Origin of the sequence: Pseudomonas sp. PAMC 26793 (genome assembly GCF_000313235.1) — a bacterium.
Classification (GTDB): domain Bacteria; phylum Pseudomonadota; class Gammaproteobacteria; order Pseudomonadales; family Pseudomonadaceae; genus Aquipseudomonas; species Aquipseudomonas yamanorum.
Genome location: NZ_AMXG01000035.1, coordinates 63,976 through 82,502, shown reverse-complemented (window position 1 = coordinate 82,502; position 18,527 = coordinate 63,976). Strand labels below are relative to the sequence as shown.

General features: G+C 62.0%; 12 protein-coding genes. 3 read left to right on the top strand and 9 right to left on the bottom strand.

Going from position 1 to position 18,527, the window contains the following annotated elements; all coding sequences use genetic code 11:
• Window positions 1-16 precede the first annotated feature (16 nt).
• The 3 genes from D109_RS0114425 to D109_RS0114415 all read right to left on the bottom strand — a co-directional run bounded on the left by D109_RS0114425 (window position 17) and on the right by D109_RS0114415 (window position 3,074).
• Window positions 17-1,675, bottom strand: coding sequence for a cation acetate symporter (locus D109_RS0114425; protein WP_017477527.1), 1,659 nt, complete (start codon window positions 1,673-1,675; stop codon window positions 17-19).
• On the bottom strand, window positions 1,672-1,983 hold the full coding sequence (locus D109_RS0114420; protein ID WP_017477526.1) for a DUF485 domain-containing protein: 312 nt from the start codon (window positions 1,981-1,983) through the stop codon (window positions 1,672-1,674). Before D109_RS0114420 ends, D109_RS0114425 begins: the two co-directional genes overlap by 4 nt.
• A gap of 239 nt (window positions 1,984-2,222) precedes the next feature.
• A complete protein-coding gene (locus tag D109_RS0114415) occupies window positions 2,223-3,074 on the bottom strand; it encodes a glycine betaine ABC transporter substrate-binding protein (RefSeq protein WP_026077970.1) in 852 nt (283 codons plus the stop codon).
• Window positions 3,075-3,404: 330 nt separating this feature from the next.
• Between D109_RS0114415 and D109_RS0114410 the strand changes: the two genes are divergently transcribed.
• Entirely contained in the window at window positions 3,405-4,958 is a 1,554-nt protein-coding gene (locus D109_RS0114410) for a glycosyl hydrolase family 17 protein (protein ID WP_026077969.1), read from the top strand.
• An 87-nt stretch (window positions 4,959-5,045) separates the two neighbouring features.
• Here D109_RS0114410 and D109_RS0114405 read toward each other — a convergent pair whose 3' ends face one another.
• On the bottom strand, window positions 5,046-5,414 hold the full coding sequence (locus D109_RS0114405) for a hypothetical protein (protein WP_017477523.1): 369 nt from the start codon (window positions 5,412-5,414) through the stop codon (window positions 5,046-5,048).
• 236 nt (window positions 5,415-5,650) lie between these two features.
• Here D109_RS0114405 and D109_RS0114400 point away from each other — a divergent pair, with 236 nt between their 5' ends.
• Together D109_RS0114400 and D109_RS0114395 are read left to right on the top strand one after the other, a co-directional pair.
• Window positions 5,651-6,949: a serine protein kinase PrkA gene (locus D109_RS0114400; protein WP_017477522.1), complete on the top strand. Its 1,299-nt coding sequence runs from the start codon at window positions 5,651-5,653 to the stop codon at window positions 6,947-6,949.
• Window positions 6,942-7,730: a VacJ family lipoprotein gene (locus tag D109_RS0114395; RefSeq protein ID WP_003210582.1), complete on the top strand. Its 789-nt coding sequence runs from the start codon at window positions 6,942-6,944 to the stop codon at window positions 7,728-7,730. Before D109_RS0114400 ends, D109_RS0114395 begins: the two co-directional genes overlap by 8 nt.
• A 30-nt stretch (window positions 7,731-7,760) precedes the next feature.
• Here the strand turns inward: D109_RS0114395 and D109_RS0114390 are convergent, their stop codons facing one another.
• From D109_RS0114390 to D109_RS0114370, 5 genes are all read right to left on the bottom strand, one after another.
• On the bottom strand, window positions 7,761-9,752 hold the full coding sequence (locus D109_RS0114390) for an FUSC family protein (RefSeq protein ID WP_017477521.1): 1,992 nt from the start codon (window positions 9,750-9,752) through the stop codon (window positions 7,761-7,763).
• 72 nt (window positions 9,753-9,824) lie between these two features.
• Window positions 9,825-10,808 carry a GlxA family transcriptional regulator gene (locus D109_RS0114385; protein ID WP_017477520.1) on the bottom strand — a complete coding sequence of 328 codons (984 nt, stop codon included), beginning with the start codon at window positions 10,806-10,808 and terminating at the stop codon, window positions 9,825-9,827.
• 95 nt (window positions 10,809-10,903) lie between these two features.
• Window positions 10,904-12,325, bottom strand: coding sequence for an efflux transporter outer membrane subunit (locus D109_RS0114380; protein WP_017477519.1), 1,422 nt, complete (start codon window positions 12,323-12,325; stop codon window positions 10,904-10,906).
• A complete protein-coding gene (locus tag D109_RS0114375) occupies window positions 12,322-15,447 on the bottom strand; it encodes an efflux RND transporter permease subunit (protein ID WP_026077968.1) in 3,126 nt (1,041 codons plus the stop codon). The genes D109_RS0114380 and D109_RS0114375 overlap by 4 nt, the downstream gene beginning before the upstream one ends.
• Window positions 15,448-15,452: 5 nt before the next feature.
• Window positions 15,453-18,515: an efflux RND transporter permease subunit gene (locus tag D109_RS0114370; protein ID WP_017477517.1), complete on the bottom strand. Its 3,063-nt coding sequence runs from the start codon at window positions 18,513-18,515 to the stop codon at window positions 15,453-15,455.
• Between the last annotated feature and the right edge of the window lie 12 nt (window positions 18,516-18,527).

The following is an 18,527-nucleotide window of genomic DNA, read 5'->3' as shown; positions in this document are numbered from 1 at the left end:
TGTAACGGTTACACGCTTAGTGGTTTACCGCCCCACTCGCCCCCAGGCCAGTCTGCGAACGCACAAACTGCGGGAAGTACAGCGCACGTTCCTTCTCTGCCGCCGCCGACTTGTCGGTGATGGAGAAGAACCAGATGCCGATGAACGCAATGATCATCGAGAACAGCGCCGGGTACTCGTAAGGGAAGATCGCCTTCTCATGGTGCAGGATCGAGACCCAGATGGTTGGGCCGAGGATCATCAGGCCAACGGCACTGATCAAGCCCAGCCAGCCACCAATCATCGCACCGCGGGTGGTGAGGTTTTTCCAGTACATGGAAAGCAGCAGCACCGGGAAGTTACAGCTCGCCGCAATGGAGAACGCCAGGCCCACCATGAACGCAATGTTCTGGCTTTCAAACAGGATGCCCAAGCCAATCGCCAGCACTGCCAGGGCGATGGTGGTGATCTTCGATACCCGAATCTCATCCTTCTCGTTGGCCTTGCCTTTCTTGATCACGCTGGCGTACAGGTCATGGGACACCGCCGAAGCACCCGCCAGGGTCAAACCGGCAACCACTGCCAGGATGGTGGCAAACGCCACGGCCGAGATGAAGCCCAGGAAGATACTGCCGCCCACCGCGTTGGCCAGATGCACCGCCGCCATGTTGTTACCGCCGAGCAAGGCACCTGCAGCATCCTTGAACGCCGGGTTGGTGCTGACCAGCAGGATCGCGCCGAAGCCGATGATGAAGGTCAGGATATAGAAGTAGCCGATGAAGCCAGTGGCATACAGCACGCTTTTGCGAGCTTCCTTTGCGTCACTCACGGTGAAGAAGCGCATCAGGATGTGCGGCAGGCCGGCGGTACCGAACATCAGTGCCAGGCCGAGGGAGAACGCCGAAATCGGGTCTTTCACCAGGCCGCCCGGGCTCATGATCGCTTCACCTTTAGGGTGAACCTTGATCGCCTCGGCAAACAGCATGTTGAAGTCGAAGTTGACGTGTTTCATCACCATCAGCGCCATGAACGAGGCACCGGACAGCAGCAGCACTGCCTTGATGATCTGTACCCAGGTGGTCGCCAGCATGCCGCCGAACAACACATAGAGGCACATCAGGATACCCACCAGGATCACCGCGACGTGGTAATCCAGGCCGAACAGCAGCTGGATCAACTTGCCCGCGCCGACCATCTGCGCGATCAGGTAGAACGCCACCACCACCAAAGAGCCGCACGCCGACAGGCTGCGGATCTGGGTTTGCCCGAGGCGGTAGGACGCCACGTCGGCAAAGGTGTATTTGCCCAGGTTACGCAGGCGCTCGGCGATCAGGAACAGAATGATCGGCCAGCCCACCAGGAAGCCGATCGAGTAGATCAGGCCGTCGTAGCCGGAGGTGAACACCAGCGCGGAAATCCCCAGGAAGGACGCCGCCGACATGTAGTCACCGGCAATCGCCAAACCGTTCTGGAACCCGGTGATCTTGCCGCCGGCCGCATAGTAGTCGGCCGCCGACTTGTTGCGCTTGGACGCCCAGTAGGTGATGCACAACGTCGCGCCGACAAAGGCCACGAACATCAGGATCGCTGCGATATTCAGCGGTTGTTTATGCACTTCGCCGGTCAATGCATCGGCCGCCCAGACGGCAGGTGCGAAGGCCGAGGCGCCGAGTACAGCCAATAGACGACGGATCATTGCGCAGCCTCCTTGAGAATCGCATTGTTCAGGTCGTCGAATTCGCCGTTGGCGCGTCGTACATAGATGGCGGTGAGGACGAAGGCCGACACAATCAGCCCGACCCCGATAGGGATTCCCCAGGTGATGGACGAACCGGGGCTGATCTTGGCCCCCAGTATTTGCGGCCCATAGGCAATCAGAAGAATGAAAGCGGAGTACAGCCCAAGCATGATTGCCGAGAGAATCCAGGCGAATCGTTCCCTTTTACTAACCAGCTCCTTGAAACGCGGGCTGTTTTGAATCGAGAGGTAAATGCTGTCGTTCATTGTTTTTATCCTCGCAGCACAGCTTTTTATTATTGGAACATATCCACTGTATGCGGCTGAGGAACAGGTTCCAGACGACCTTAGTAGTAGAAGGAGTGTAGCGAGGGTTTACGGGTGTGCAGAAACAATTGTAGGAGCGAGCTTGCTCGCGAAAAACGACAACGATAACGCGTTCATTCTGGATGATCGCGGTGCCCTTGCCTTCTTCGCGAGCAAGCTCGCTCCTACAGTTTTGGGTATTACTTAGCAGTCCACTCGGCGACACGCTCAGGGTGCTTGGCCACCCAATCCTTGGCGGCCGCTTCAGGCTTGGCGCCCTCTTGGATCGCCAGCATGACTTCGCCGATCTCATCCTTGGAGGCCCACTGGAATTTCTTCAGGAACGCCGCGACTTCCGGGGCTTTCTTTTCCAGGCCTTTGCTGCCGATGCTGTTGACGGTTTCAGCAGCACCATAAATTCCTTTTGGGTCGTCCAGGAAACGCAGTTTCCACTTGGCGAACATCCAGTGTGGCACCCAACCGGTGACCGCAATGGATTCCTGTTTGTCTTCGGCACGGGTCAGTTCGGCGATCATTGCCGCGCCCGAACTGGCTTGCAGCTTGTAGTCCAGGCCATAGGCCTTGATCGCTTCGTCGGTCTTGAGCATCACGCCTGAACCGGCGTCAATGCCGACGATCTTGTTCTTGAAGGTGGTGTCGGTCTTGAGGTCTTCGATGGATTTGGCTTTCACGTACTCAGGCACGATCAGGCCAATCTTGGCGTCCTTGAAGTTGGGGCCATAGTCGACCACCTTGTCCTTGTTCTTGGCCCAGTATTCACCGTGGGTCACCGGCAGCCAGGCGGAGAGCATGGCGTCGAGTTTGCCAGTGGCCACGCCTTGCCACATGATCCCGGTGGCGACCGCTTGCAGTTTCACGTCATAACCGAGCTTTTGCTTGATCACTTCTGCCGCCACGTGGGTGGTGGCGACACTGTCCGACCAGCCATCCACGTAACCGATGCTCAGGGTTTTGCTGTCGGCGCTGGCCAGTGTGGAGCTCATCGCAACTACCAGCGTGGCAGCTGCGCCCAAGAGTCGTCGCATCTTCATAGTGCTTCCCCGAAAGTGCTGCGCCCGGCGGATGCCGAGCGACGTCAACCTGTTGTTATGTGGTGCACCGCGCCCCCTTCACGCGCATCAATCACGTGGGTGCCTCGTCAGTGGAGGGCTGACACTTCGATCATCAACCTGCTGCCACAAGCGACCTGCTCTGACTGCGACCTCAGGTAAGCAAGAAACGACATCACATCGCCAGCAGGACGATTTGTAGGATATTCACCGACGATCCCGCCCGAACTTTGCATGTCAAAACTATGCAGCTCCACTGGGACGGCACAAATCCGGGTAAGATGCGCGCCTTTGCCCCCAGACGGCCTGATCATGCCCGCGACTGCCCGCTTCCCGCTCCTGCCCTATCTATTTGCCCTGATCCTCGGTGTGTTGGCCCTCGGCGGCTATTGGTATGGCCTCGGCCAACCGGTGGTGCTGCCGGACGTGGCCAGCGCCAGCCACAAGCTGCAATGTGCGTCCTACACGCCCTTCGACAAAGACCAATCGCCGTTCGACCAGCCGTTCAAACTGCGCCCCGAGCGCATGGACGCTGACCTGGCGTTGCTGGCCACCCGTTTTGAGTGCATCCGCACCTACTCCCAGACCGGCCTTGAAGCCTTGCCGGAGCTGGCGCGCAAACACGGCCTGAAGTTGATGAGCGGCGCGTGGGTCAGCAGCGATCCGGTGGCCACCGCCAAGGAAGTCGACGCACTGATCGCCTCGGCCAACGCCAACCCCGACGTCGTCACGTCGGTGATCGTGGGTAACGAAACCCTGCTGCGCAAGGAAGTGACCGCCAAGCAGTTGGTCAAGCTGATTCACCAGGTCAAAAGCCAGATCAAGCAGCCCGTCACTTATGCCGATGTGTGGGAGTTCTGGTTGCAACACCCGGAAATCGCCCCGGCGGTGGACTTTCTGACCATTCACTTGCTGCCTTACTGGGAAGATGACCCATCAGGCATCGACCAGGCGCTCAAGCATGTAGGCGATGTACGCCAGACCTTCGGCAACAAGTTCGCCCCCAAGGACGTGATGATCGGCGAGACCGGCTGGCCGAGCGAAGGCCGCCAGCGGGAAACCGCAGTGCCGAGCCGGGTCAACGAAGCCAAGTTCATGCGCGGATTCGTGGCCATGGCTGAGGCCAATGGCTGGCACTACAACCTGATCGAAGCCTTTGACCAGCCGTGGAAACGCGCCAGCGAAGGGGCTGTGGGTGGTTATTGGGGTCTGTTCGATGCGGATCGCCAGGACAAGGGCGTTCTCGCCGGCCCGGTGACCAATGTGCCGTACTGGCCCGTGTGGCTGGGGGTTAGCGGGATTATCCTGCTGGGTACGCTGCTGCTGGGCGGCCGCGTACGCAGCACCCGTGCTGCGTTGTTGTTGCCGTTGCTCGGTGCCGTGGCTGCCTGCTCGATCGGCACCTGGGGCGAATTGAACCGGGTCACAGCGCGCTTCACCGATGAGTGGGTGTGGGCTGGATTGCTGGTGGCCTTGAACCTTGCGGTACTGGCTCACGCCGCCCTGGCGTTGAGTGCACGAGAAGGTTGGCGTGAACGCGCCTTCAACTGGCTGGAGCAACGCGCCGGCTGGCTGGTGGCAATCGCCGGGTTTGCCGGTGCAGTCATGATGCTCGCGCTGGTGTTTGACCCGCGTTATCGCAGCTTCCCGAGTGCCGCGCTGGTGTTGCCGGCGCTGGTGTACCTGGTGCGTCCGGTGAGCGGGCTGCGTCGGGAGATTGCATTGCTGGCGTTCATCATCGGTGCCGGCATTGCGCCGCAGTTGTTCCGTGAAGGGGTGATGAACCAGCAGGCGTGGGGTTGGGCGGTGGTTAGCCTGCTCATGGTCGTAGCCTTGTGGCGTTGCTTGCGGGTGCGCAAGGCTTAAGACCGCTATCGCAGGCAAGCCAGCTCCCACATTTGAACTGTGAACACGGTCAAATGTGGGAGCGGGCTTGCTCGCGAAGAGGCCCTGTCAGGCGACGCGAGGCTTACGGACCAACCGCAACCCCGCAATCACCACAGCAAACACCGCAAAGGTCGTGTTGTACAACGCCAACGCCGGAAACCCGAACACCAGCGCCAACACCGCCAACCCCCACCCGGCCCGGCCCGGCACAAAAAACGCCAGCATCGACGCGATCAGCGCCGCCCAGCCCAGCACCTTGAAGTGAATCATCAACCCCAGGTTGGAACGCACCTGGCATTCCCAACGGCTGGCTTCGTCAGCACAAATGCCCACCCAACGGCCGTCCTCCATGAATCCGTAACGCGCGCCATAACTGGCGGCCAGCCAAAGCGGCAGGGCGATGAGCAACAGGATCAGCGGAAAACGGCGGGACATGGGGCACTCCGATAGGCGAAAACGGCGCCCAGCTTAATCCCCCGGTGGCCGTTGGCAAGTTTTGCACACAGATAAGTGTTCATTAGGGCGTGCCAAAGTGTATCGTCTCGCTACTATTACCCCGATTCCGACGTTTTTTCCGACTTTTAGTGCCGAAGGCTGGCACTTCGGCAGCAACGCGGTGGTCATAGCCTGCGAACTCCACTTCAGCACGTTTTCCTCTTAGGGATTTAGTCATGCTCCGTTCCTTGCGCTGTGCGGCCCTGTTGGGCAGCCTTTTTCTGAGTGCGTCAGCACTGGCGGTCGATATCGACCAGGCCAGCTATGGCTACCCTTTGACCAACCCATTTGAAGCGACCATCGCGACCACCCCGCCGAACCTGCGGCCGGAACTGCCGTCCGACGATGAAATCAATCAGTCCGACTACACCCTGACGATGCGCCCCGAGCGCGAATTCAGCCTGCCCGACAACTTCTGGGCGGTGAAGAAACTCACCTACCGCATCGCCAAGCAAGACCGTGCCGCACCGCTGATCTTCCTGATCGCCGGCACCGGCGCACGCTTTGACAGCACCATCAACGAATACCTGAAAAAGCTGTACTACAAGGCCGGTTACCACGTCGTCCAGCTGTCGTCCCCCACCAGCTTCGACTTCATCGCCGCCGCCTCGCGCTTCGCCACGCCCGGCATCAGCAAGGAAGACGCCGAAGACATGTACCGCGTGATGCAGGCCGTACGTGCGCAAAACCCGACGCTGCCCGTGACCGACTTCTACCTCACCGGCTACAGCCTCGGCGCCCTCGACGCAGCCTTTGTCAGCAAGCTGGATGAAACCCGTCGCAGCTTCAACTTCAAGAAAGTCCTGCTGCTGAACCCGCCGGTCAACCTCTATACCTCGATCACCAACCTCGACAAGCTGGTGCAGACCGAAGTGAAGGGCATCAACAACAGCACCACCTTCTATGAACTGGTGTTGAACAAGCTGACCCGATACTTCCAGCAAAAGGGCTACATCGACCTCAACGATGCCCTGCTGTACGACTTCCAGAACTCCAAGGAACACCTGACCAACGAACAGATGGCGATGCTGATCGGTACTTCGTTCCGCTTCTCGGCGGCCGACATTGCCTTCACCTCGGACCTGATCAACCGCCGCGGCCTGATCATCCCGCCCAAGTACCCGATCAGCGAAGGCACCAGCCTCACCCCGTTCCTCAAGCGTGCGCTGCAGTGCGACTTCGACTGCTACCTCACCGAACAGGTGATCCCGATGTGGCGTGCCCGTTCCGACGGTGGCAGCCTGTTACAACTGGTTGACCAGGTCAGCCTGTATGCCCTCAAGGACTACCTGCACGACAGCCCGAAAATCGCCGTCATGCACAACGCCGACGACGTGATCCTGGGCCCGGGCGACCTTGGCTTCCTGCGTAAAACCTTCGGCGATCGCTTGACCGTCTACCCCCTGGGCGGCCATTGCGGCAACCTCAATTACCGCGTCAACGCCGACGCCATGCTGGAGTTCTTCCGTGGCTAAATATCTTCTGCTGCTCGCCGCCCTGATGTGCGCGGGCGTGGCCAATGCCGACAACAGCAAGGCCCACACGCCGACTGTAGTGGACTCCGACGGCTTCAAGGAGCCACTGAGCCATCTCAAGTTCAACCCCGGCCTGGACCAGCGTGAGTTCGAGCGTTCGTCGGTCAACGCCCTGAATGTCTACGACCCGCTGGAGTCGTGGAACCGTCGGGTGTACCACTTCAACTACCGCTTCGACCAGTGGGTGTTCCTGCCGGTGGTGGACGGTTACCGCTACGTCACCCCAAGCTTCCTGCGCACCGGCGTCAGCAACTTCTTCAACAACCTGGGGGATGTGCCCAACCTGTTGAACAGCCTGCTGCAGCTCAAGGGCCATCGTTCCCTGGAAACCACCGGGCGCCTGCTGCTCAACACCACCATCGGCATCGCCGGCCTGTGGGACCCGGCTACCGCCATGGGCCTGCCGCGCCAGAGCGAAGACTTCGGCCAGACCCTGGGCTTCTACGGTGTACCGGGTGGCGCCTACCTGGTGCTGCCGCTCTTCGGCCCCTCCAACCTGCGGGATACCACCGGCCTGCTGGTGGACTACGGCGCCGAGACCGAGATCAACTTCCTGAACGTGTCCAAGGTCAGCGAAAACCACCCGGAAATCTGGGCCCTGCGCGCGGTCGACAAGCGCTACCAGACCAGCTTCCGCTACGGCCAGATGAACTCGCCGTTCGAGTATGAAAAGGTGCGCTACGTGTACACCGAGGCGCGCAAGTTGCAGATCGCCGAGTAATACCCCATGTAGGCGCTGGCTTGCCAGCGCCTACATCCCCCGCCGACACCACTTCCGCCACGTAAACCGCAATTGCAGCACGGCCGCCCTGGCCATATCCCGGTCCTGCGCAGCCAGCACCGAAGGCTGCTCAAGGGCTTCAAGCATCTCAACGCTGGCCGCGTCCATCAGTGACTCATTCGCCACGCTCGGTCCACCCTCCTCCAGCGCCGTCTCCAACGCCCGCAAATAGCGATCGCGTTCAATCGCCAACGCGCCCCGGCTGCCCGCCAGGCAGGCACGCAATTCCAGCAACTCATCCCCCAGGTCCAGCCCGAGCAATCCATTGTCCCAATGGGCACGGCGATCAGCAGGCAAGGTCTCGCTGTAGCGCGACAAGCGAATCAGCCGGTCCGCCATGCGCCCGCCAAACCAGCTTTCAGCCTGCTCCAAGGGACGGGAAGTCAATTGCGCCAGGTCGAACAACGACGCCTTGAACATCCGCCGATAGTGATGCTCACCTGGATTGAGCTGGATCAGCCGAAACACCAGTACGGCAATCCCGACCCCCACCAACGTCGCAATGGCCTTGTTGAGGAAGGCGGCGAAGTCGTAGGTCATCACATTGCTGGGCCCGACGTTGTTGACGAAAAAGATGCAGAACGCTGAAGCCGTCGCCGCCAGTTTGAGGCGGCTCATGCACAGCGAAGCGAAAAACAGCGGCACGCCCAACGCCAGGCATAACAAGGGAAAGCCATCGAAGCCGGGCAACAGCACGAAGCACACAAACCCCGCCATCGGGATCGAAAGCGCAATGCCCTTGAGGAAATTCAGACTGGAGGCCGACGGGTTTTCCCGTGCCGCAAACAGGCTCAGCACCACACCACAAATCGACACCGCGCCCAACCCCGAAGGCCATGCCGTAAAGATCCAGAACGCCGCCACCGCCAGGAACGCCAAGGCACTGCGCAACCCGCCGAGCACGCCCTGCTCAATATCCCTGTGCCAGGACATCGCCCCCGGCGCGCCGGGCGGCACCCTGCCTTCTTCGACCGCGACCAGCGTCAATCCCCCCAGCTCAATCAAACGCAGTACTCGAGCCAGTTGCATCAGGCAAAAGTGCGCCTCCTGGCCAAGATGCGAATCCTGCAACACCAGGCCAAGCCGTTGCGCCAGCTCGGGCAGGTCATCGAGACGCTCCTGCTGCAACGCACCCGCCACCTCTTCAATCAGTGGCACCACCGCTGCCGTCTCATCGAGCATCATCCGCTGGCGCGCCACACCCCGCGCCGCCCGCAGCAGGCTGAGCAGGTCACGGCTGAGCACGCGCAAGGCCTGGGAGCGGCGTCGGCCCTTGGGCCCTTCAAACCAGGCGTGGTCGCGCTGGCTGTCCACCGCCACCAGGCGGCTCAACGCTTCGAGCAACCCTTTACGCTGATCATTGCCCAACAACTCCGAAGCCGCGGCGCGCACTCCGGCCTGCCACGCGGCCCGCGCTTGAACCGCCAACACCTGCTCGACCCGGCGGGGCCATAAAATCGTGCTGGCGATGGAGGCGCAAAGGATCCCCAGGCTAATCTCCTGACAGCGTGCCACCGCCTCATCGAACCCCCCCAGAGGGGCTGCGGTAGCCGGCAACGCAATAATCGCCGTGGTGTAACCCGCCAGTACAAAACCATAGGACGCGTGATTGCGCAGCAGCGAAGCCCCAGTGGTACAGAACGCCAGCCACAGCGCCATGCACAGCAGGAACAACAGCGGTGCCTGGCCAAACACGCCGATCATCGCGATAGAGACCATGGCCCCGACAAACGTGCCTACCAGCCGATACGCGCCTTTGGCCAAGACCATGCCGCTGGTGGACTGGCCAACGATAAACACCGTGGTCAAAGCCCATTGAGGCTGCTGCAAGTCAAAACAGAAGGCCAGGTACAACGCGACCCCGCCGGCGATCATGTTGCGCAAGGCAAACAGCAGGTCGTTGCGGGACGGGGCCAGCGTCGCTTGCCAGAAATCAGGGAGCTGAAAGGTGGAGGATTTCATGGAACCCGCACATAGATAGCAAGCTAATGATTAGCATCGTATCTATATTTCTTGCGAATGCCAATGTCGCGGTTATTTGACCAACCGCTTTTCCTTGGACGGCCTGTAGCCAAAGTAGGCGCTGTAGCACTTGCTGAAATGGCTCGGCGAGACAAACCCGCAAGCCACCAGCACATCCACCTGGGACAGCTCGGTATGCTGCAGCAGCCGGCGGGCCTCGGTGATGCGCAATTCCAGGTAATAACGCTGAGGCGTGGTGCCCAGTTGCTCCTTGAACAAGCGCTCCAACTGGCGCCGGGAACGCCCCGCATAGACGGCCAGTTGCTCAAGTTCCAGAGGCTCTTCGAGGTTGGCGTCCATCAGGTTGACCACCTCGCGCAACGGCGCGCTCAAGCAGACGTTCTCAGTCGGTTTCACCCGCCGGTAGCGCGACTCCTCAAACGCCAGGATGTCCTCGATCCCCTCCACCAACGCTTTGCCGTACAGCCCCTTGATCCAGTCCAGCGCCATATGAAACGCCCCGGACGGACTCGATGCCGTCAACCGGTCGCGGTCAATCACATACGGCTCGCTGCTGACCTGGGTCGCCTTGCAGAACTCGGCCAGGGCCGGGCGATGTTCCGGGTGCACGGCGCAGCGGTAGCCCCCCAGCAAACCCGCACGCCCGAGGAACCAAGCACCATTCCACAAACCGGCGAGGTTCACTCCCTGCTCCGCAGCGCTTTTCAGCAGATGGATGAATTCGTCGCAGGCCTTCAGTTCGGTGCGATAGCCACCGCAAATCACCAACAGGTCCAACGCTTTAAGCGCCGAAGACTCAAGCCGCGCATCGGGCCGGATCACCAGCCCCAGGTCGCTGGTCACCTCGCCTTCCTGCAAGCCGAAGGTCGAGGTAGAAAACGACGCGGGCCGCAGCAGGTTCGCGGTGATCAGCGTATCCAGCGCCTGGGTAAACGCCGGCAGCGAGAAATGTTCGAGCAACACAAATCCCGCACGCACCGTTTGCCGGGGCTCGCCGTTTTTTTCATTCAAGTAGCGCAGGTTCTTGCCTTTCATGCCCCCGCTGAATTGCCGTCGCTCGATCAATACCCGCGTCCCCAGATTCAAAGTGCACCGAGAATAACGCGGTGCCCACCGGGCAGGCGAGCCTGTCAGCGACCGTCGACGTGCCAGCCACCGCCAAGACTCTGGATCAACGCCACACTGCCCTGGCTGAGTTGGCCTTGGGTATCGCGAAGATTCTGCTCGGCTTGCAGCAGCACCAGTTGCTGGGTCAGCACATTCTCCTGGCTGACCGTGCCGGCGCGCAGCTGCGCTTCCTGGCTGCCGAACAGTTGCTGGTTGCGCTGGTAGACCTGCTGGAAGGCGTCGGCCTGGGTTTGCAGGTGGTTGATTGCCGAGAGGTTATCTTCGACGTTCTGCAAGGCACTGAGCACGGTGCCCCGGTAGTTGGCGGCGATCTGGTCGTAGCTGGCCTCGGCCTGCTTGACCGCTGCTTCACGGGCGCCGCCGTCAAACAGGGTTTCCGCCAGGGCCGGGCCCAGGGTCCAGATGCGATTGGGCAGCGAGAATAGCCCGCCAAGGGCACTGCCCCGATAGCCGGCTTCAGCGGTGAGGTCCAGGGTCGGGAAGAATGCGGCTTCAGCCACGCCAATTTTCGCGTTGGCCGCCGCGGCCGAGCGCTCCGCCGCGACCACATCGGGACGCCGTTGCAGCAGGGTCGATGGCAAGGTCAAAGGGGGGCGCGGCAGGACGAAGCGGTAGTCATCCCGCACAGCCACGGCAAACTCGCTCGGCGCCACGCCCACCAGCACGGCCAGCGCATGTTCGTACTGCTCGCGGTCACGCAGCGAGGTCTGTAGATCGGCGATCGAGGTGGTCAACTGGTCCTGGGCCACCAGCAACTGGTCGTTGGTGGCGACGCCCTGGGTGAACTGCACCTGGATCATGTCCAGCAGTTGCTGATTGATCTTCTGCTGTTGTTGCAACAGGCGCACGTCGATATCCATCTGCCGCAAGGCCAGGTAGTTGCTGGCGACGCTGGAACTGATGGACAAACGTACCCCGGCCAGCAACGCATCCGATTGCTGGGCAGTGGCCTGGCTGGACTCGATCCCGCGCCGCACCAGGCCCCACAGGTCCGGCTCCCAACTGGCGGTGAGGGTTGCGCTGACACTGTTCGAGACCCCGCCCGTCGTGGTGCCGGTAGTCGACGTACCGCTGCCGCTGCCTGTCGACCCCCGCGAACCCGATAACCCTACGCCGACGGTCGGCCACAACCCGGCACGGCTGGACGCCACCTGCGCCTGGGCCAAACGATAAGCGGCCTCCGCCGCGATGATCGACTGGTTGGCCTTGGCCGAGCGCGCCACCAGGTCGTTCAACACCGGGTCCTGATAAGCCAGCCACCACTGACTGTCCATCGCCCCCTGGGGATTCGACGCCGCACGCTGCCACTGCGCGCCTTCCTTGAATGACTGCGGCAGCTCCATGGCGGGCTTCTGGTAATCGGGCCCGACCATGCAGCCGCCGAGCAGCAGGCTGATGCAAAGCACGCTGTATTTCACGTTCATAACCTTGCTTCCTTACGCCGCCCCAGGCGCTGTGACGCCCGGTCGAGCCACAGGTAGATCACCGGGGTGGTGTACAGCGTCAGCACCTGGCTGAACAGCAGGCCACCAATAATCGAAATCCCCAACGGCCGGCGCAACTCCGAACCGTAGCCGGTGCCCAGCACCAGCGGCAGCGCGCCAAGAATCGCCGCCAGGGTGGTCATCATGATCGGCCGGAAACGGATCAGGCACGCCCGGCGAATCGCTTCCTTGGCCGTGAGGCCGAACTCCCGCCGCTCGGTGATCGCGAAGTCGATCATCATGATCGCGTTCTTCTTCACGATGCCAATCAACAGAATCACCCCCACCAGCGCAATGATCGACAGCTCGGTGCCGGTCAGCAACAAGGCGATCAACGCACCGACACCGGCCGAGGGCAAGGTCGAGAGGATGGTCAGCGGGTGCATCAGGTTTTCGTAGAGGATGCCCAGCACGATATACACCGAGAGCAACGCGGCGACGATCAGCAACGGTTCGCTGGCCACCGACGACTGGAACACCTGGGCCGTACCGGCAAACTGGCCCACCACACTGGCGGGCATGCGCAGCTGCTTCACCGCGTCGTCCACCATTGCCGTGGCCTGGCCGATGGACGTGCCGGGGGCCAGGTTGAACGAGACCGTCACCGCCGGGAACGTGCCCTGGTGACTGATGGAAATCGCCGTGCGCGCCACCGTGTTGTCCGCCAGGGCCGAAAGCGGCACCAGGGTCTGCTCGGTGGTCAGGTTGGGCGCTGCCGTGGTGCCTTTGGTGGTCGTGGCCTGGGTGCCCGTCGGCACGTAAATACCCTTGAGCGCTGAAGGGTCGGTCCAGTATTCCGGGGCGATTTCCATCACCACGTGGTATTGGTTGGCCGCGCGATACAGGGTGGCGACCTGACGCTGGCCAAAGGCGTCGTACAGCGCCTGGTCGACCGCCGAGATACTCACCCCGAGGCGCGCCGCCGTGTCGCGATTGATCTGCACATTGGCCAGCAGGCTGTTGTCCTGCTGGTCGGTATTGAGGTCGGTCAGTTGCGGCAACTTGTGCAGCACCTCCACCACCTTGGGCACCCATTCGTCCAGGGATTCCTGGTCATCGGCGGTCAGGGTGTACTGGTATTGCGCGCCACTTTGCCGACCACCTACGGTGATGTCCTGGGCCGATTGCAAATACAGCTTGGTGCCCGGCAGGTCGCCAAGGCTGCGCCGGATCTGCCCGATCACCTCGGTGGCGTTGTCCTTGCGGTCGCCCAGGGGCTTGAGCAAGACAAACATCTGCGCGCTGTTGACCGCCCCGCCGCCGCCTCCGCCACCCCCGACAAAGCCAGCCACGGTTTCGATGTTCGGGTTCTTCATCACCTTGCGGTTGATCTCGGTGAAGTCCTTCTGCATTGCCCCGTAGGAAATGCTCTGGTTCGCCAGGATGCTGCCTTGCAAGCGTCCGGTGTCTTCCTGGGGAAAGAAGCCCTTGGGCACCAGCACGTACAGCACGCCAGCGAGGACGATCACCAGCACCGTGACAAAGCCCATCAGCACCGTATGGTCGATCACCCAGCCGAGGGTGCGATCGTAGAAGCGGTGAAAGCGCGAATCCGGGTGTTCGTTGCCTTGGTGAATCTCATTCGGCGCCCGCAGCAGCACACTGGCGAGCATCGGCGTAACGGTCAGGGAGATCAGCATCGAGATCACGATGGCCACCGACAACGACACCGAAAACTCACGGAACAGCCGCCCGACAATCCCGCCCATCAGCAGCAGCGGAATAAACACCGCCACCAGGGACACGCTGATGGTCAGTACCGTAAAGCCGACTTCACGGGCCCCTTCCAGCGCGGCCTCCACCCGGGTCTTGCCGCGCTCCAGGTGGCGCATGATGTTTTCCACCACCACGATGGCATCGTCCACCACGAAGCCGGTGGAAATGGTCAGCGCCATGAGGGACAGGTTGTTCAGGCTGTAGCCGAGGAAGTACATCGCGCCGAAGGTGCCAAGCAACGACAGCGGTACCACGATCGCCGGCACCAGGGTGCTGCGCCAGTCGCGGAAGAAACCGAACGTCACCAGGGTCACCAGCAGGATCGACACCAGCAAGGTCACTTCCACGTCGTGCAACGAGGCACGAATGGTGGTGGTGCGGTCCATCAGCAGGCTGAGCTTGATTGTCGCGGGAATCGAGCTCTGCAAAAACGGCAGCGAGGCTTTCACCGCGTCCACCGTCTCGATCACGTTGGCCCCCGGCTGCTTGAACACCACCAGCAACACCGCCGGCTTGCCGTTGGACAGGCCGAAGTTGCGCAGGTCCTGCACATCTTCGCGCACGTAGCCCAGGTCGGAGATATGGATCAGGTCGCCGTTGTGGGCCTTGACCACCAGTGGCCCATAGTCCTTTTCATCGAGTAACTGGTCGTTCGCCGCAATCCCGTAGTTACGGTCGCCGATGGCCACGTTGCCCTTGGGCAGGTTGACGTTGGAGGCGTTGATCACCTGGCGCACCTGCTCCAGGCTGACGCCGTACTGGTTGAGCCGGTCGGGGTTCAATTCCACCCGCACCGCCGGCAGCGCGCCGCCGCCCACCGTCACGTCACCGACGCCGGTGGTCTGCAACAACTTCTGCTCCAACAGGGTCGAGGCCACGTCATACATCTGCCCCGGCGTGGCGCTGTCGGAGGTCAGGCTGATGATCAGGATCGGCGAGTCCGCCGGGTTGACCTTGCGGTACGTCGGGTTGCCCGACAGGTCACTGGGCAGGTTGCTGCGGGCGGCGTTGATCGCGGCCTGCACATCCCGGGCGGCGCCGTCGATGTCGCGGTTCAGGTCGAACTGCAAGATGATCCGCGCCGAGCCGAGGCTGCTGGACGAGGTCATCTGCGTGACCCCGGCGATCTGCCCGAACTGCCGCTCCAGGGGCGTGGCCACCGAACTGGCAACCGTGGTGGGATCGGCACCGGGCAACGAGGCGCTGACGCTGATGGTGGGGAAATCCACCTCCGGCAGCGGCGCCACCGGCAACAGCATAAAGGCCAGCGCGCCAAACAGCGCGAGGCCGGCCGCCATCAAGGTGGTTGCAATCGGGCGGCGAACAAACGGCGCGCTGAGGTTCATCGCCATCAGACCGCTTCAGCCGGACGGCGGCTGAAGCGCTGCCCCAGGCTGTGCATGGCCAGAAAGATTACGGGTGTGGAAAACAGCGTCAGCAACTGACTGAGCAACAACCCGCCGATAATCGCGATGCCCAGCGGATGCCGCAGCTCCGAGCCAATCCCGGTGCCCAGCGCCAGCGGCACCGCGCCGAACAGCGAGGCCATGCTGGTCATCAGGATCGGCCGGAACCGCAACTCCGCCGCCTGACGGATCGCCGCCACAGGGCTCAGGCCCCCCTCACGTAAGAGTTCCAGGGCGAAGTCGACCATCATGATGCCGTTTTTCATCACGATGCCGATCAGCAGCACAATCCCGATCAAACCGATAATGTCGAACTGCGTGCCGGTCACCAGCAGCGCCAGCAAGGCCCCGAGCGCCGCCGACAGCAGCGTCGAAAGGATCGTCACCGGGTGCACGAAGCTCTCGTACAGAATCCCCAGCATCAGGTACACCACCACAATCGCCGCCACCACCAGGAACACCTGATTCGACAGCGACTGCTCGAACGTCGCCGCTGCACCTTCGAGGTTGGCCTGCACCGACAGCGGCAGGCCGACCTTGGCCTCGATGTCCTTGAGCCGCGTGACCGCCGCGCCAAGGGTCTGGCCGGGCGCGAGGTTGAACGACACGTCGGCATACGGAAACTGGCCCAGCCGGTTGATGGTCACGGGCGTACGCACCACCTGCAGGGTCGCCATGCTCGACAACGGCGCAACCCCGCCGCCCGGGATATCCACGTACAAGCCCGTGAGCAGGTCCGGCAGGTTGCGCGGCGGATGGTCGGTGGCGATCACCACGTGGTACTGGTTGAGCTGGGTGTAGATGGTCGAGACCTGGCGCTGGCCGAAGGCGTCGTACAGCACGTCATCGATTGCCTGGGGCGTGATGCCCAGCCGCGAGGCCGTGGCGCGGTCGAATGTCAGCTGGATCTGGTTGCCGAACTGCATCGCCTGGCTTTGCACATCGGTGAACATCGGGTCTTGCTTGATCGCCGCCAGCAACTTGGTGGTCCACTGTTCCAACTCGTCCGGGTCGGTGGCTTGCAGGCCCAGGCGGTAGCTGGTGGTGGACACCGTGGCGTCGAGGGTCAGGTCCTGCACCGAGTGCAGGTACAGGCGGATGCCGGCGTCATCGGCATTGGCATCGGAGAGCCGGCGGATCACCTCGGTGGCGCTGTCACGCTCGCCCCGCGGCTTGAGGTTGATCAGCAGGTTGCCTTGGTTGATGGTCGGGTTGGTCTGGTCGATCCCGACAAAGGACGACAGGCTTTGCACCGCCGGGTCCTTGAGGATTCGGGCGGCCAGGCGCTGCTGTTCGGTCTGCATCTGCTGGAACGAAACCGTCGGCGCCGCCTGGGAGATGCCCTGGATCAGGCCGGTGTCCTGGTCCGGGAAAAAGCCCTTGGGCATGATCACCAGGGTCAGCAGGGTCAGTGCGGCGGTGAGCACCACCGAGATCAGCGTCAGGGTGCGGTGGGCCAGCACCCAGTCGAGGCCACGCACGTAGTGGGTGTTGATGCGGTCGAAGAAATCCGCGCGGCGTTCTTCGTGCTTATTCTTGAGCATCCGCGCGCACATCATCGGCGTCAGGGTCAGCGAGATGAAGGCCGAGATAACGATGGTCACGGCCACCGTCATGGCGAATTCGCGGAACAACCGGCCGACCACATCGCCCATGAACAGCAGCGGGATCATCACCGCAATCAGGGCAATCGACAGCGAAATAATCGTGAAACCAATCTGCTCCGAGCCCTTGAGCGCCGCCTCCAGCGGCGAGTCGCCCGCCTCGATGTAGCGCGTGATGTTTTCGATCATCACGATGGCGTCATCCACCACAAAGCCGATGGCGATGGTCAACGCCATCAACGTCAGGTTGTTAAGGGAGAAACCCAACGCATAGGCCACGGCCAGGGTGCCCACCAGCGTCAGCGGAATGGTGACGGCGGGAATGATCGTGGCCGGCACATTGCGCAGGAACGCAAAAATCACGATCACCACCAGCCCGATGGCCATGGCCAGTTCGTACTGCACATCGGTGACCGAGGCGCGGATGGTTTGCGTGCGGTCGGTCAGTACATCGACCTTCAAAGTGCCCGGCAAACTGGCGCGCAGTTTGGGCAGCAATTGCTGCACGCGGTCGACCACTTGAATCACGTTGGCGCCGGGTTGGCGCTGGATATTCAGCACAATCGACGGCGTGCTGTTGGTCCACGCAGCCTGGCGCGGGTTCTCCGGGCCCTGGGTGGAAGTGGCGATCTGCGACAGGCGAATCGGCGCGCCGTTTTTATAGGCGATCACCAGGTCGCGGTATTCCTCGGCCGATTGCAGCTGGTCGTTGGCACCGATGGAATACGCCTGGAACTTGCCGTCGATATTGCCCTTGGCCTGGTTGACGTTGGCCGTGCCGAGGGAAGTGCGCAGGTCGTCGATGGACAGGCCCAGGCTGTTGAGCGCCGAGGTATTCGCCTCCACACGCACCGCCGGGCGCTGGCCGCCGCTGATGGTCACCAGGCCGACACCGGTGATCTGCGAGATCTTCTGCGCCAGCCGTGTATCCGCCAGGTCTTCGACCTTGGTCAATGGCAACACATCCGAGGTCAGGGACAGGGTCAGCACCGGCGCATCCGCCGGGTTGACCTTGCTGTACACCGGCGGGTACGGCAGGTTGGCCGGCAGGAAAGTGCCCGCGGCGTTGATCGCGGCCTGCACTTCCTGTTCGGCGACGTCCAGGGACAGCGACAGGTCGAATTGCAGGGTCACCACCGAAGCGCCGTCGGAACTGGTGGAGTTCATGGACTTGAGGCCCGGCATCTCACCGAGTTGGCGTTCCAGCGGCGCGGTAATCGACGAGCTGACCACGTCCGGGCTCGCGCCGGGGTACTGGGTGAAGACCTGGATGGTCGGATAATCGACTTCGGGCAAGGCCGACACCGACAGCAAGTGATACCCCAACAGGCCCAGCAACAGCACCGCCACCATCATCAAGGTGGTGGCGACGGGTCGTTCGATAAAGGGCCGCGAAATGTTCATGCTCGGCAGCTC